Raw genomic sequence first — 15,377 nt, 5'->3', positions numbered from 1 at the left:
ATGATAATGAAATTTGTTAGTCCACAAGTAAGTTGTGGTAATGGGGGCCTTAGATTAAATTAAAACGGAGCTGATGCATTAACGATTTTTTATCTCTAAAACATAAGCCTTGTTCCACTCTATATATCACTATAACAATAGATTTTGCATTTGCTATTCTTAAAATCGTTTGTCTGTGCATAAAACTTATTTTTACTATCTATTGCAATACTAACAATGCTTTCATTTTGTATGATTTTAAAAAATGCTGCCTAAATGGCAGCGTAGATATTATTCAAACTCATTCTTTATAACTCTTTTTACTAAAATATCATCAATAAGTTTTTTCTCATGAATATATCCTTCCAACAAGCATTTCTCACAAAGATTGTTTATTTTTCTAGGTATCCCTGCAGTATACTGAAATATCTCATTGATAGCTTCATCAGTAAACAATGGTGTTCCTAAACCTGCAACTTTAAGATGAGTTAGTATGTATTCCTCTGTACCAGGCCTATCTAGTCCATCAAGTCAGAATAGCTGTTGACATCCTTGAATAAATATAATATTATCATCTTGCTTAAGTGGAGCACTCTCATTCATATTTATGTCAGCCAGGACATATTGAGGGTGCTCTTACTTTTTTATCCTACACTATTTCCAGTTCCGGCGGAAGGGCATTGTAAGAAAAAAATATTACCTTTCGGTACTTTATAATTGCTAAAAACACTAATTATATAGTAAAATAATTACAAAAAATAATTAGTTTAATAGGGTGATTTATATGTTGAAGAAAGTAATGGCACTAACACTTGGATTACTCTTAATCACGGGAGTAATGATTGGTTGTCAGACGAAAGGAAAAACTAATGAAAGCTTCCAGAACAAAGCTTCAACGGAAACTTTAAGTACCACCAATGATAAAAAGACTAATGATTTTACATTAAAAGATACATTAATCAATGGTAAACCAATTCTACAAGCTAATTACAAAGACATAATAAGTAACTTGGGAGACCCAAAGGAGATAAAGCATTATAAAGTTACTCCACCTGCCTGTTCAGAGCCTCAATATTTTGCAGTAGCAGTATATGACGATATAGAAATAGATTTTGACTTAGGCTTTGATAATAAAAAAATAGAGGATAGTAATGCGTTAAGATATGTGATTACAGGAAGTAAATATTCTATTAATGGTGTTAAAGTAGGAGATAATATTGCAGATTTAAAGGAAATGAAGTTCAAGTCATTACCTAAGAACGCTGACAATCAAGACGCAAATATATATATAGTTTTGCACCAATTAAGACCAGATAATTACTTTAGCGAATATAGTGAAGGTACTTATATGGGCGGTATTATTACCGAAGACGAGATTAAGTCATACAACTGGAATATGTCAACTTGTATGGGATGTGTTTTATTAGTTAAAGACGGGAAAATAAATAAAATTGTGTTAGGTTATCCTACAGCAGCTTAATGCACTTAATAAAAAAATCCCCTAACGGGGACTCTCAATAGAGTGGCTAACGCCACTCTATTGCTTTTCAATGTCACCGGTAAAATAAAAGTCTGCATTACAACGAGGGCATACCAAAATAGGCATTCCCAAATCTTCACATTTAGAGTCTTCCTCAAGAATCTCATCCATGTATGCAATCTCATCTACCACAAAGGCTGGGGCCCACTCTTCGAAACCGCACTTGCGGCATTGATATTTGTACACAATTTCTTTCTCTATTGGATTGAGTTCGTAATAATATTCGTCTATTGGATCCATCTGGTTTATCCTCCTTATAGGTTGATTCCCTTATATCATATATCAAACCATAGTCATCATGCCAGATTTTCCATAATTCCATTTCTTTTTTACACTTTCTGCATTCTAATGGATTTCTATCAAAAGTCTCTATTATTCTCTGCTTCCACCTCTTTTTTTCTTGTTTCTTTTTTCTATTTAGAATATCTGAAATCTTTAACTGTTTAACAAACTTATACAAGTGTATTATTTCTTTAGCCAAAGCATTTTTCTTCCTTGAATATAGACCATACCTTCTAACGCACTTAAAGCCTTTTTTATGAATTTGTTGTACCAGCTTTCCAATGAACGTTAATACATCCAATGTAACTTTTATATGTTCACCGGTATCATGGTCTTCGTACCAAAAGGTTACATTCTCACCATCATAGCTTTCAATTCTATACTCTGCTATCGCAGCTCTTGCAAGATATCTCCCTATGTATTTAGTGGCTTTTTTCATATCTGTAAGGGCTCTGTCTGCATTAACATAAAAACCATCTTTATATACCCTGTACAAGGTACTAATTAATTTTCTAGTTTTATAATCCTTAAAATATTTCTTTATGATATCTAAAACAATTTTTTGCCAAGACTTCCTTAGGTATTCATATGGTATATATTCTACCGGCTTCCACCAGCTATATTTATTGTTAATAGCCCCTTCAGTAACAAGTGCATGCACATGAGGATTCCATTTTAAGTCTCGTCCAAAAGTATGAATTACCGCTATTACACCCACCTCATAACTCTTGCCCTTATGTTTTTTGTACCAATAGTCAATTACTTGATAGACTCCGTCCATCAGGTCTTTAAGCATCTCTCTTCTTTTATAAAAATAATTTCTAAGTTCCTCAGGTATAGTAAATACGCTATGTCTATGTACTACATTTAGCATATTCTCTTGCTGCTTTTCTACCCATTTCAGCGTGTATAGCCTTCCACATTTCACACAGAACTTACTTTTACAAGTGAACCCTACTTTAATACTCTCTCCACAATTGAAACACATGTACTCAGCGTAACCTTTATTAATTTCTCCACAATGAAGAGATTTTTCAACGACATTAAAGATATGCTCTCGCATATCTTTAGGCAATCTATATGATAACTTATCTTTGAATTCATACCATTTATGTTCCAGAATCATTTTTATGGTTATCTTATTCATAGCAATCACCTAGATAAATACAGATACACTTAAATAATCGAAGTTATCCACAATTTCTTAAATACATAATTTCCTATAGAGTAAAAAATACCGGAACTGACCTCCAATCAGTTCCGGTTCATCACCTTTTAATCCTCGTTATTTTCATCCTCGTCTTCATCTTCATCATTTTCTTGGATTTTGTCCATAAAATCCTTGAACTTCATATTTTCATAGCCCATTACCATACCTTCCTTTGGCACATATCGTGGGACAAATACTACTCCCAGTCTCTGACCTGCAGCAAAGGTTCCATATTGAAGCTCTTTTACAGCGCCATTTACCTGTTTGATCTTTACTTCCATCTTGCCCAGGGTTTGCTTTATGCCTTCAAGTACATCCTTTTCGCTTTCAATTATGCGGTTGTTGATTTCCATTAACCTGTCCCCGGCTTTGATTCCCATGTGAGCAGCCGGAGAATTTGGCGCTACCTCCAGCACCACAATTCCATCTTCGTCGCTGACGTATTTTGCTTTTCCCCTGACTTCCTTGAGAGCCTGAAGTTTTAACATAAGCTCATGGGCCAGAGGTGCAAATGCCACAACAAATAAAGAAATTACAATATTGTCAAACCTAGCAAGCTGTGCTACTGCAGTTAGTACTATGCCATATATAAATATATACAGGCCAGAGCTTAATGCCTTTTCCCTCTTGGTCTTTGTAAAGGTTACTGAACTATAGCCTAACATAGCATATATGGGAGCAGCTGCTAATACAGCGGTTTCCAGAAGTTTTGCCGCATGACTGGTCTTTATTACTGGCCACCAGTCCGGAGTCATTATGGTGGTAGTGGATACGTCGGTGCCATCTCCTGCTGTTACAACTGTAAGCAGCATCAAAACCACCGGGATTGGCCAGTATCTTTTTAGAGCATAGCCGCCGGCAATTTTTCCATTGGTGTTTGAAAAGACCGGTATGGCTCCCCTGTTTCCATCTAGTGCTACTAAAAGCCCTTCTACTATATGGAGTATACCAACCATAGTCATCAAGGCTGTAATGTCCAGTTTTAAAAATCCCTCTAAGGCCGGTTTTCCGGTAAAATAAATATATATATCATTGGTTAGTAAGGATAGGGCTCCAAGAACCGCCCCCGAATAGGCAAAACATATAAATCTGGGTTTTACAAGAGTCAAAACCACAGATGTTAAAAATATAAGCTCTATGCCAGACTTTTCATCAAACATGACCCCGGAATAGGTAAGAAGTATGCTGCCGAGGGCTCCACCAAGGATACCCAAAACCACTTGAGAAATTGTTAGTTCAAGAGGAGAGTTTATACTCTCCCCTATTATAGCCTTTTGCATGACAGCAGTTTTTCTATTTTGAAAGTAGAGAATCAGTGACAACATTATTAAAATAGTTGTATATCCAGAACCTACAATAGCCTGTGCTACTGCCTTTACCGTATATATTGCTAAATCCATTAATAGTGAATCCCCCTTATTTTAATTTGCTCTTTATAACCTCCACTGCCTTGCTAAACTGAGGATCTGTTGCTCTGTCATAGGTCTTAGTTAACAATTCCTTAGGATATTCAGCTTCAATATGAGGGTTAATACCAACTTTATCTATATTTTCTCCGTTAGGTGTATAGTATTTTGATATAGTAACCTTTAAGGCAGTTCCTGATCCGGTTTTTACTATTGTCTGAACCACTCCTTTTCCAAAGGTCTTGGTTCCCACAAGAGTTCCTATATTATAGTCCCTGATTACACCGGACAATATTTCTGAAGCACTGGCACTTCCTTCATTAGTAAGCACTACCAGCGGCATACCTATAAGCAAGCCTCCGTCATTAGCTTTGGTTGTGGATTCACTTCCGTCCTTGAACTTTTGAGATACGATCAGTTTCCCTTTCTCAACAAACTGAGAGCTGATATTTACACAGGTTTCCAAAAGTCCTCCTGGATTGCCTCTCAGGTCTAATATTAGTCCCTTCATTCCTTGAGCCTTCAGTTCTTTAGCAGCTTTTATAAAATCCTCATCGGTTTTCTCATCAAACATGCTCAGTTCTATGTATCCGATATTGTCCTCCAGCATTTCACCCTTCACTGTCTGGATTACTATAGTTGCACGTTTTACTGAAACCTCTATAAACCCGGTGCCTTCTCGGTAGATTGTCAAATTTACGACTTCTCCCTCTTTTCCCCTCATCATTGACACCGCTAATTCCAGGTCTTTTCCCGTAACGTCCTTGTCATTTACCTTTGTAATGACGTCACCGGTCAAGATGCCTGCTTTTTTTGCGGGAGAATCCTCAAAAGCAGAAATAACAGTTATTTTTTCATTCTTGACCCCAACCTGTAAGCCTACACCAACATAGGAGCCTACGGTGCCGGTATTGAATTCTTCATATTCCTTCTGATTCATAAATACAGTATATGGATCCTCCAGGGATTCTGTCAAGCCTTTAATGGCCCCTTCTATCATCTTATCTTCATCTATGTCTTCATAATAGTATTTTTCCAGCAGTTCCTTAATCTCAAAGAGCTTTTTAAATTTAAGTACTCCGCTGTACTGGCTCAAGGCCGCATTTAAATCTTCATTTTCCTCCTTATCTATAACCGACTCCAAGTCCTTTATTTTGTCATATTCCGATTTCTCCACCGCAACTTTGGCACCGGTTGATACAGCAATCCTATTGCCAATAAATACTGAGAATATATTAGTAAATAAAAATATCAGTACAAGAAAGAGTATCCTTCCCCTTCTGCTGGAAAGCTTCAACCTTTCTTTGTTAAGTAATTCGTCTTCTTTTTCTTCAATTCCGTTGTAATGCATCATTAACACCCCTATTCTTAACAGTATAGTAATACTATACATATTCTATATTTTATGCCGACTTTTAAAATATTTATTCCTTATTTTTATATTGTTCCATATTTAAGCCAAATTTATTTTAGCACTATTAATTTAATTTAGCTACAAGATTTTTATCAATGAGTAATTAGCAGTGAGTAATGAGTAATTAAAAAGAGATTTTTCCCAGTGAAACTGAGAAAAATCTCCCCAACTTAAAACTTTCAATTAACACCTATCTCACGTAATAATTCAGTGCATCCACCGTTTCACCGTTTGTCTTTCTTATTTCAAAATGCAGATGAGGGCCGGAGGATAGGCCTGTGTTTCCTGAGTAGGCAATAAGTTGTCCACCTTTAACCTGAGCCCCTTCATTTAGAACCAGGGAGGAATTATGTGCGTAGAGACTTATTATGTCGCCATGGTGTATCATTATTACCTTGCCGTAACCGCTCATGGTTCCTGAATAAACAACTACACCATCTTTCAAGGCGTATATTGGTGTTCCTGTGTATACTCCAATATCAATTCCTGCATGAAATCTATATGTACCTAGTACAGGATGAAGTCTGTTTCCATAGTAGGACGTTATGGTGTAAGGTTTTCCCGTAACGCAGTACATCTTGCCGTTACTCACCTTTATCGCCTCAAGCTTCTTGATCTTCTCTTTTAAAGCCTTGGCCGCTGCTTCTTCCTCTTCTATCAATTTTTCGTAGGCTGCCTTGTCATTTTCAAGCTTTTTCATGAAGCTCTTCTTTTCATCGGATTGCTTGTCCAATTCAGCCAGCTTTTGAGCACTGATAGCTTTAGCCTCTTCTAATTGGGCCTTTTTTACCTCTAAACCTTCCTTCTTATCCTCAAACTGCCTTTTGTTTTCTATTATGGACTCGATGAGCTTCTTATCCGTAGCTGCTATTTTTTCCACATATATAGTCCTCTGAAGCAGTTCTGAGAAGTCAGCAGAAGTAAAAATAACGCTCAAATAGCCTAAATTCCCCCTTTTATACATGGCAGAAAGCCTTTTATCCAAGAGTTCCTGCTGTTCCTCTATTTCTATAAGCTTAGCTTCAATTTCAGCCCTTATATTCTCAATCTCTTCACTGGTTAAGTCAATGCTGCTTCTCAGCTTATCAATTTCATCGGAAATTTCATTCATTTTGCTGTCTAAGGACTTAAGCTGCTCTTCTGTACTCTTCTGTTCAGCCTGTATGTCCTTTAGCTTTTCCTTGTTCTCTGTTATTGACTTCTTAGCTTCTTCTAATTGTCCCTTTGCATCTTTCAGCTCATCTGCAAAAACCTTAACGGGCAGCATAACTGCCAAAATGAAAACCAGTAAGCAGCTGACAGACTTTTTCATACTCCCACCACTTTTCTAATTAAGAATTAAGTTAAATTAAACTACCAGGAATTTTCTCAGGGCAATGACGCTGCCCACAGCTCCGATTGCAGCTCCTGCAGCGGCAAACTGCCAGGAAATTGTGTTTAAAACATATGAAGGATTTATAAGCTGAATCATTATTAAAGTTCCGCTGGTTATTCCTTTCACCGCATAGCTGTACACATAGTATAGGGAACCAACAGATACAGCTGCTCCAATGACTCCAATAATCACGCCCTCAATAACAAAAGGCCATCTTATAAACCAGTCCGTAGCTCCCACAAATTTCATTATTCCTATTTCTCTTCTTCTTGAGAATACGGTTAATCTTATTGTATTTACTATCAGGAACAGAGATACTCCGCCAAGCAGCAGGAATATGAAGAGGCCTATCCATTTTAAAGCCTTGGATATTGCAAGGATGCCCTCGATAAGCTCCCTGTCATTACCAATGGAGTCTACCCCCGCCATATCCTTTACTCTGTCACTTACAGTGTTAGCATATTCCGGAGACTTCAGCCTAACTATAAAGGCTGCAGGGAAGGGATGATTATTTTCATCATAACCGCTTAATAGGGCTTCGTTTCCTTCTCCCATTATCTCTTTCATATTTTCAAGAGCTTGACTCTTGCTTTCATATATAACTTCCTGAACCTCTGTACTATTTTTTAAGGTCACCTCTATATCTCTTTGATCCGTCAAGGTAATATCTTCATCAAGAAAGACCTTGATCTCAACCTTGGATTCTATTGAAGCCATCAGTGCCTGAGCATTGTCCATCACCAATAAAAAAACTCCAAAGATAAACAATGTAGCTGCAACAGTTATTACAGATGCAAAGCTGATGGTCAGATTCCTCTTCAAACTCTTAAAAGCGTCCACGGTAAAATGTTTGAAAGTGCTAATCTTCATAGCCGTATTTCCCCCTTGCTTCGTCTCTTGCTATAACTCCTTTTTCAATTGCTACAACTCTTTTCTTCATACTGTCTACGATATCCTTAGCATGGGTTGCCATCAGAATAGTAGTTCCTGCCCTATTTATATCATTTAAGGTATTCATAATATCTGCTGCAGTTTCAGGGTCTAGGTTTCCCGTAGGCTCATCTGCTATAAGTATAGATGGATTATTTACAAGAGCTCTGGCCAGGGATACTCTCTGCTGCTCTCCACCGGACAATTCATGTGGAAATTGCTTGTACTTTGATGAAAGTCCAACCAGGGACAGTGCCATAGGCACCTTCTTTTTTATCTCTCTCTGAGGGGCTTCTATAACCCTCATAGCAAAGGCCACATTTTCATATACACTAAGGGTTGGTATCAACCTGAAGTCCTGAAACACCATACCGATTTTTCTTCTATAAAAAGGTAATTCTCTTCTCTTTAACTTATTTACCACTGTATCATCAAGCATAATAGTTCCGGAGGATGGTTCTATCTCTCTAAGCAACAGCTTAATAAAGGTAGACTTACCGGCACCGCTTGGACCAACAAGAAAAACAAATTCACCTCTGTCAATCTTTATGCTTATGTTACTCAAGGCATACTGTTTATTATCATATGTTTTGCTAACACCCTTAAATTCTATCATTTTAGTTATCGTCCCTTCTACAATTTATTCCATAACATTTTGCCTTTCGCCATTTTTATTATAACATAACATTTCATCTTGTATCATTGAAATTTAAATTTATCTTATTTTTTTACAAAAAAATTCTGCAAGCTGCAGAATTTTATCTTTAATCCTCATCTAATTGTCCAAAACCCTCTCCTAAGACCTCATGGGAATCATTCACTGCTATAAAGGCCTTTTTATCCGTAGACATTATGTATTTTTTTAAAATAATATACTGCTTTCTGCTTAAAATTGTATACAGAATGTCAACTTCCTTATCACTGTATCCCCCTTTGCCATAGAACTTAGTATAGCTTCTGTCCAACTTCTTTAAAATATAATTTCCCACAGCCTCAGGCTGACTTGTAATAATAAAGATCTGTTTGCACATGTTGAAGCCATCGATGGCATAATCGATAATGAGGCCGTTAATTATCACTGCCAGCAGGGCATACAAGCCTTGATCAATACCAAAGGTCAAAGCTCCCAGAATGGTTACTATGAAATCCACTGCCAACAGGGACTTGCCTATATCCGTATGAAAGAACTTATGCAGGATTTTAGCCAGTATATCCGTACCGCCGGTGGATGCATTTTCATTAAAGACAAGAGCCATACCAATGCCGGAAGTAATGGTACCAAAGATAGCAGCCAGCATCAGATCCGAAGTCAGGGCCATGTCTGTGGTTATAAACTGGTCCATGAGCCAAATTATACCTGATAGGGTCAAGCTTGAATAAATAGTTTTTGCACCGAACTTGTTGCCTATTATAATAAAAGCAATTATAAATAGTATTGCATTCATAATCAGGACCAATAACCCTATCGAAATGAAGGGGATATAACTGTTGACTACTATGGCCAAACCGGTAACTCCTCCCGCAGCAATCTGGTTAGGGGCAAGAAAAAACTCTATACTGACTGCCACAAGAAATAGGCCAATGGTTATTTTTCCATATTCCTTAAAAATTTTCATTCCATCACCTTCAATCCTATAGAATAATTGGTAAAGCTACTGTTATATTTTATTAAATTGTTGATGTTTTTATACAAAACTTATTCTATAAGCTTCGACCAAGTTCCCAGGCCTATGACCCCATCAGCATCAAGCTGGTTTGCAGTTTGAAACTCTACTACAGCAGCTCTTGTAGCCTCGTCATATATTCCGGTGATTTCTCCATTATATAGATTCTTTTGCTTTAAAAGATATTGTATCCTGTTTACATCATCACCCTGTACGCCTAAAGTAATTAGCCTTGTATACTGTACTGTCTCATATGTATTTTCAGGAGCAGTAACCTGAGTATTTACAGAGTCAGCATTCTTGCTCTCCTCTTCCTCAAGAGGCTTGTCCTCTTTAACCTCTTGCTGGTCTTTCTCCTTCTCCTTTTGCTCCAGCTTTTCTTCTATGGCTCTTATCTCCTTCTTATATGTAAGATAATTGGGTTTTCCATTGAATACATTAATCAAACCTGCTGCGACCAATAAAAGCATATAAGCCGCCGCAGAAATTACCAGAATTCCATTTTTCTTCATTCCAATACCTCCAATTCTTGCTATCTTTATTATAATATCATTATGCAAGTGATGCAATGTTTCGACTTATATCTTAATATATAGCCATTTTTCCCACAGTTGTCATTAGTATCTATGAGACATACAAAAAACTACTCCTAACAGCAGTTGGAGTAGTTCATGTTGCCTTCTCTTCAATAAATCTATATATCTCAATTTAAACCCAGGCTTATTAGCAGCGCCTGATCTACCAGCGCCATATCTTCATCCTTCATGTGTCCTATTTTTTCTTTTAGTCTCTTTTTGTCTAAAGTACGTATTTGTTCAAGTAAAACTACCGAATCCTTGTTGAGCCCATACTCTTCAGAGGAGATTTCAACGTGGGTTGGGAGTTTTGCCTTATTTATCTGAGAGGTTATAGCCGCTACAATAACCGTAGGACTGTATTTGTTGCCAATATCATTTTGTATTATTATAACCGGTCTTACACCGCCCTGCTCAGAACCTACTACAGGACTTAGGTCAGCATAGTATATATCTCCTCGTTTCACTATCATAGTCATCAGGCAAATCACTCTCCGTAAGCCATACCTCATAATCTTGCAGGTTTTTAAAGTCATCGGCACATCCCATTTCTGCTAACTCAACATTAACGTCAGCCATTTCCATGTAACCTTTTTTCATTCTCTCTATATACTCGGCTTTTTTTCTTTCCTCTATATATAATATTATGGCATCCCTAATAAATTGACTATTTTTTTTGCCTTTTCCCTCAATTTTACCTTTCAATTCTCTATTAAGTGTTTCTGAGAGGTTTACCACTAATCTCTTTGAACCTGACATGTTTTACGCTACCTCCTATAACCGTTAAGCAAATTATGTACATAGATATATTACGCAATTTACTTTTTCATCCTAATTATAGGGTTTTAAACTCAACTATCCGTGCATATTCTGCGTTTAAACCCTGTAGACAGACACCACCCATTTTGGTATTATAAACATCATAAAACAATTATATCCCACGGCTTATGCTAAGTCAAAGAAATTATGGGTATGCCCATGAATTACCACTAAACCAAGGATAAGCCATTTACTCGATATAATTTCTTATCTCTACTACCTTATCATCTTTTATATATACTCTTGGCACTCGCTTGCTTACTGCACAAATTACCTCATAGTTTATTGTCCCTATATGCTTAGCGATATCATCGGCATTATATATAATATTTTTATCTTCTCCCATAATTATTACCTCATCGCCTATCTTTAATCCGTCTATACCAGTGACATCTATCATACACATATCCATACATATTCTGCCAACTATAGGAGCGAAGGATCCGTTAACAATTACCTTACCCTTATTAAAAAGCAATCTTGTGTATCCATCTGCATAGCCTATTGGCAAAGTAGCAATTACGCTTTCTCTTTCCGTCCTATATGTTCTGCCATAGCTTATGTACTCTCCTGCTGGTAACCTCTTGATGTTTATTATACTGGCCTTTAGAGACATTGCCGGTTTAATATTGATTTTTTCTTTTTGCACCTCGTCGGAAGGATAGTAACCATAGAGCAAGATTCCAGGTCTCACTGCATCCAAATGCATGGATGGCATATCTATAATAGCTCCACTGTTTGCTATATGTCGGAAGTTGTACTTAACCCCCTTTTCCTTTAACCTGTCACAAAACCAGTTAAATTTCTCAAACTGATAAATTGTATACTCTTTATCCTTCTCATCAGAGCAAGAGAAATGTGAAAATACACTTTCTATAATTATATTAGACAATTTGCTGATTTTATATACATCATTAGCACTATTGTCATTCGGCAAAAATCCAATTCTCCCCATTCCAGTATCCACAGCAATATGTACTTTAACGGTTCCGTTAAATTTCTCAGCCTCTTTTGACAATGCTTCAGCATATTCATAATCATAGACAGTGACTTCTATATTATTTTTAACTAGCTCCTCTGCATAATTAACCGGTGTATATCCTAAAATCATTATGGGAGCATTTGGGACAGCCCTTCTCAATTCAAGAGCCTCAGTCACCACAGCTACAGCAAGCCTGGTAGCTCCATTTTCTATTAATACCGGTGCCACTTCCAAGGCACCGTGTCCATAAGCATCTGCCTTTATAACCGCAATGATCTCCTTAGAGGCTGATATTCTCCTAACTTCTCTCATATTATGAGCTATGTTATCCAGGTTTACCTCTGCCCATAACGGTCTAAGTTTTTCTGTCATTTCTATTCCCCCTCTTCTGTGCCTGCAGCAAATATCCTTAAGTGAGTTTTAAGTCTGTTATATAAATTATTAAAAACTGAATAAATTATCATCCAGTTCTTCATTAGCTGCAAAATTTAAATAAGTAAACCTTATCCGTTCCTTACCCTTATTATCATATATCAATATCTTTTCAGGTACAAGGGCTTTGGTGTCAACATATAATACCGCCTTAGCCATATTTCTGTTGTTGTCTGGTATGGTCAGTTCTATTAATTGGTGCCTTTGGCCATTAGTTTCCTCTATGAAATATTTTGTATCTTCATTAACATACATCAGTTTTATGTATTCATTAATAAAGGTAAGGTAGAACAAGTCGTCAAAACTCTCATCTACTGTATATATTCTGTTGCTGACGTTGTCCTTGACCTCAATTATGTTGTCCTTATATAGGAAGACCCTGTCATGTCCAAGCTCTATCCGTCCTCCCTTACTGCTGTCATAGAACACGTTGCAATCATAATTTATGTCCTGTCTGCTGTTGCTTATGGTTATCCTGGCCTGGCAGGTGTAACTGTGGATAGTCTTGAAATAATCCACCACTTCCTTGTCACTTTTTTCCCTCCTGACACAGCCCACAGCGGCCATGGAAAAAACAGCTAGTACAATTAATAAGATCCGTTTAACAAATTTCATAAACCCCTCCGGCAACATACTTTGATGAAAGCCATAGCTTCCATCACTATCAATAATACTAATATTCCTCTGGGTGGAATTATATGATAAAAAGTACAATCTAATATGCCAAGCCAAGAATTGAAAGGGGACGTTGGGCTAAAAAAGTGCTTCGCACTTCCTTCAAATACGCAGCCGCCCCCGCCTTGCCTTAATTACTCATTATTAATTTCCAATACCGCGTATGCCACTGCATTATCTCTCCCATGGGATATGCTTAAGTGAATTTTGTAAGCTCCAAAGCTCTCCGCAATGTCCTTAGCTCCTCCCCGTAATTTCACAAAGGGCTTTCCCTTGTCATCCCGGTTAATCTCGATATCTTTGAGCGAAAACCCGCTTATACCGGTTCCCAGTGCTTTAGAAACTGCTTCCTTTGCACTGAACATTCCCGCAGCATGTTGTGCCCCAACCTTCTTTCCCACAATATACTCAATCTCTGAATCACAAAAAACTTTATTGATAAAATTATTGTTTTTTTTAATTGCAGCTTCTATTCTATCTATTTCAATAATATCTATACCTACTCCTGCGATCACACATATCTCCCCTTCCTAATTCATATTACCATTTTACTATAAAACACCAAGCAGAACAAAACAAAAGACCATTCCATTTATTCATAGAATGATCTTTCTAATGAGTCTGCTTTTCATAAGGCCTTTAACTGCTTGCAGCTTCTGCTACTTTAATTGCTTGTAGCTTCTGCTACATATGTGTCGAAATCTATTATATAGTCATCAATATATTCGCCGAGTACTTCTATAAGATGTATTGGAGATACGCCCTGTTCGTAAATCAATCTCAACAGGTTGTGAACTTTATGTCTTTGAGGGCTAATATTTTCAGCCCTGTCTCGTTCAATGTTAACCATTATTCCACTGATGAAGTCTTGCCTTTCTACTTCTATTCCATAGGTTTGTACCAGAACGTTTTCAGATTTTAGGTTCATGGAAATATGACCTCTAGTAAGTCTGTAACTATAAATATAAGTTATGTCTCCTAAGCTTTCTGTTCTGTTTAAAGATTCTACTACCATCATATGTATTCCCCCCGCGAAATTCTTTTCTATAATATACTCCATTTTCTCTCCTATAAATATAATATCACTAGAAGTCATAAAATAATGTCACTTTATGAAAGAAGCTTTTAAAACAACTCTTTATAAAGTGACATCAAAGTATAGATCATACTAGCTCTGCCCCTGATATTTCAGGATATTTTCCTAGTATTTTCCATTTATTTAGTTTATATTGTCGAAAAATCACAAAGATTGACTAAAACTTTTTCGAGCTTTCAGTGCAGAAATTGTTAATATATAAGTTTCATTTATACCTATGTACCTGATTATATCCTCCATTATCATAAGTACGGCAATAATCACCGTGGCATCTTCCTTATTATATGAAACCAGGTTATAGCGGTTCTTAAAATTATCTATGAGGTCTTTCTTGCATTTTACCTCTTTATACATCTCTCTTAAAGTTTCATAGAGTACGTCATAGCTGATACCTAGAAAATCTATTGCTGTCTTTTCTCCACCGGTGGCCACTGCCTTTACTATCTTATTTAAAGGTGTATTTTTATAATAGTTTTCTAATGTATTCTTATACTTAATAGCTATAAATCTTCCCACTAACGCCTCATCTATAATGGCGATATCACCTTCTGTATTAAACATGACACTGACTGAGGCCAATAGCCTTTCATTGCCCCTCAGCTCATCAATAATAACTTTCAGACCATGACTAAAGGCTTTTGTATATTCAGCGCTGAGAATCAGGTAACCAAGTTCTCTTGCTGAAGCTGCCGCAACTAGATCTGAAAAATGAGAATATCGTCTTTTCATGGTATATCCGTTTGCCATTTTCTCCCCTCCCGAAAATAAATAATGCAAATTTATTTTGTGATTTATAGTGAAAAAATATTCTTAAGTGAATTTTTGCCACTTGCATACCTTTATTGAGAATTATTTTCACAAAAGTATTGCAAAATTATTATACCCATAGTATAATTTTAAATAGATAATCATTATCACTTAATAAATTCCCTTAAAGCATAGAGCAGGATAAATTTTCATGACATTATCCGCCTCTAACTCCCTAATCGACGTGACTC

18 protein-coding genes are annotated in these 15,377 nt (G+C 36.7%); 1 reads left to right on the top strand and 17 read right to left on the bottom strand.

Going from position 1 to position 15,377, the window contains the following annotated elements:
- Positions 1-270: 270 nt before the first annotated feature.
- On the bottom strand, positions 271-435 hold the full coding sequence (locus tag FHY60_RS17810) for a hypothetical protein (RefSeq protein ID WP_163193845.1): 165 nt from the start codon (positions 433-435) through the stop codon (positions 271-273).
- Positions 436-763: 328 nt separating this feature from the next.
- Between FHY60_RS17810 and FHY60_RS04675 the strand changes: the two genes are divergently transcribed.
- Complete coding sequence (locus FHY60_RS04675) at positions 764-1,459, top strand: hypothetical protein (RefSeq protein WP_139903896.1); 696 nt, start codon at positions 764-766, stop codon at positions 1,457-1,459.
- 57 nt (positions 1,460-1,516) lie between these two features.
- Here the strand turns inward: FHY60_RS04675 and FHY60_RS18445 are convergent, their stop codons facing one another.
- From FHY60_RS18445 to FHY60_RS04600, 16 genes are all read right to left on the bottom strand, one after another.
- Positions 1,517-1,651: a hypothetical protein gene (locus tag FHY60_RS18445; RefSeq protein WP_279230385.1), complete on the bottom strand. Its 135-nt coding sequence runs from the start codon at positions 1,649-1,651 to the stop codon at positions 1,517-1,519.
- Positions 1,641-2,948, bottom strand: a complete 1,308-nt coding sequence (locus FHY60_RS04670; RefSeq protein WP_139903760.1) for an IS91 family transposase — start codon at positions 2,946-2,948, stop codon at positions 1,641-1,643. Before FHY60_RS04670 ends, FHY60_RS18445 begins: the two co-directional genes overlap by 11 nt.
- Positions 2,949-3,076: 128 nt before the next feature.
- Positions 3,077-4,411 (bottom strand): PDZ domain-containing protein, encoded by a 1,335-nt coding sequence (locus tag FHY60_RS04665; protein WP_139903894.1) that lies wholly within the window; start codon positions 4,409-4,411, stop codon positions 3,077-3,079.
- 16 nt (positions 4,412-4,427) lie between these two features.
- Positions 4,428-5,768 (bottom strand): S41 family peptidase, encoded by a 1,341-nt coding sequence (locus FHY60_RS04660; RefSeq protein ID WP_139906287.1) that lies wholly within the window; start codon positions 5,766-5,768, stop codon positions 4,428-4,430.
- Positions 5,769-6,021: 253 nt separating this feature from the next.
- Positions 6,022-7,143 (bottom strand): murein hydrolase activator EnvC family protein, encoded by a 1,122-nt coding sequence (locus tag FHY60_RS04655; RefSeq protein WP_139903892.1) that lies wholly within the window; start codon positions 7,141-7,143, stop codon positions 6,022-6,024.
- A gap of 36 nt (positions 7,144-7,179) precedes the next feature.
- Positions 7,180-8,076 carry a permease-like cell division protein FtsX gene (gene ftsX / locus FHY60_RS04650; protein WP_139903891.1) on the bottom strand — a complete coding sequence of 299 codons (897 nt, stop codon included), beginning with the start codon at positions 8,074-8,076 and terminating at the stop codon, positions 7,180-7,182.
- A complete protein-coding gene (ftsE, locus tag FHY60_RS04645; RefSeq protein ID WP_139903889.1) occupies positions 8,066-8,752 on the bottom strand; it encodes a cell division ATP-binding protein FtsE in 687 nt (228 codons plus the stop codon). Before ftsE ends, ftsX begins: the two co-directional genes overlap by 11 nt.
- Before the next feature lie 148 nt (positions 8,753-8,900).
- Entirely contained in the window at positions 8,901-9,752 is an 852-nt protein-coding gene (locus tag FHY60_RS04640; RefSeq protein ID WP_139903887.1) for a YitT family protein, read from the bottom strand.
- A gap of 80 nt (positions 9,753-9,832) precedes the next feature.
- Positions 9,833-10,312: a peptidoglycan-binding domain-containing protein gene (locus tag FHY60_RS04635; protein WP_139903885.1), complete on the bottom strand. Its 480-nt coding sequence runs from the start codon at positions 10,310-10,312 to the stop codon at positions 9,833-9,835.
- A gap of 191 nt (positions 10,313-10,503) precedes the next feature.
- On the bottom strand, positions 10,504-10,854 hold the full coding sequence (locus FHY60_RS04630) for a type II toxin-antitoxin system PemK/MazF family toxin (RefSeq protein ID WP_139903884.1): 351 nt from the start codon (positions 10,852-10,854) through the stop codon (positions 10,504-10,506).
- Positions 10,814-11,134 carry a CopG family transcriptional regulator gene (locus FHY60_RS04625; RefSeq protein ID WP_139903872.1) on the bottom strand — a complete coding sequence of 107 codons (321 nt, stop codon included), beginning with the start codon at positions 11,132-11,134 and terminating at the stop codon, positions 10,814-10,816. The genes FHY60_RS04630 and FHY60_RS04625 overlap by 41 nt, the downstream gene beginning before the upstream one ends.
- A 250-nt stretch (positions 11,135-11,384) precedes the next feature.
- A complete protein-coding gene (gene alr / locus FHY60_RS04620; protein ID WP_139903870.1) occupies positions 11,385-12,548 on the bottom strand; it encodes an alanine racemase in 1,164 nt (387 codons plus the stop codon).
- A gap of 69 nt (positions 12,549-12,617) precedes the next feature.
- Positions 12,618-13,223: a germination lipoprotein GerS-related protein gene (locus tag FHY60_RS04615; protein WP_139903868.1), complete on the bottom strand. Its 606-nt coding sequence runs from the start codon at positions 13,221-13,223 to the stop codon at positions 12,618-12,620.
- Positions 13,224-13,417: 194 nt separating this feature from the next.
- Positions 13,418-13,798: a holo-ACP synthase gene (acpS, locus tag FHY60_RS04610; protein WP_139903866.1), complete on the bottom strand. Its 381-nt coding sequence runs from the start codon at positions 13,796-13,798 to the stop codon at positions 13,418-13,420.
- A gap of 149 nt (positions 13,799-13,947) precedes the next feature.
- Positions 13,948-14,301 carry a DUF6514 family protein gene (locus FHY60_RS04605; RefSeq protein WP_243122224.1) on the bottom strand — a complete coding sequence of 118 codons (354 nt, stop codon included), beginning with the start codon at positions 14,299-14,301 and terminating at the stop codon, positions 13,948-13,950.
- A 222-nt stretch (positions 14,302-14,523) separates the two neighbouring features.
- Positions 14,524-15,126 carry a hypothetical protein gene (locus FHY60_RS04600; RefSeq protein ID WP_139903865.1) on the bottom strand — a complete coding sequence of 201 codons (603 nt, stop codon included), beginning with the start codon at positions 15,124-15,126 and terminating at the stop codon, positions 14,524-14,526.
- Positions 15,127-15,377 lie beyond the last annotated feature (251 nt).

This window comes from Clostridium thermarum (assembly GCF_006351925.1).
GTDB classification, from domain to species: domain Bacteria; phylum Bacillota; class Clostridia; order Clostridiales; family Clostridiaceae; genus Clostridium_AU; species Clostridium_AU thermarum.
Note: the sequence above shows the minus strand (reverse complement) of the source record. Positions and strands in the feature narration are given on the sequence as shown.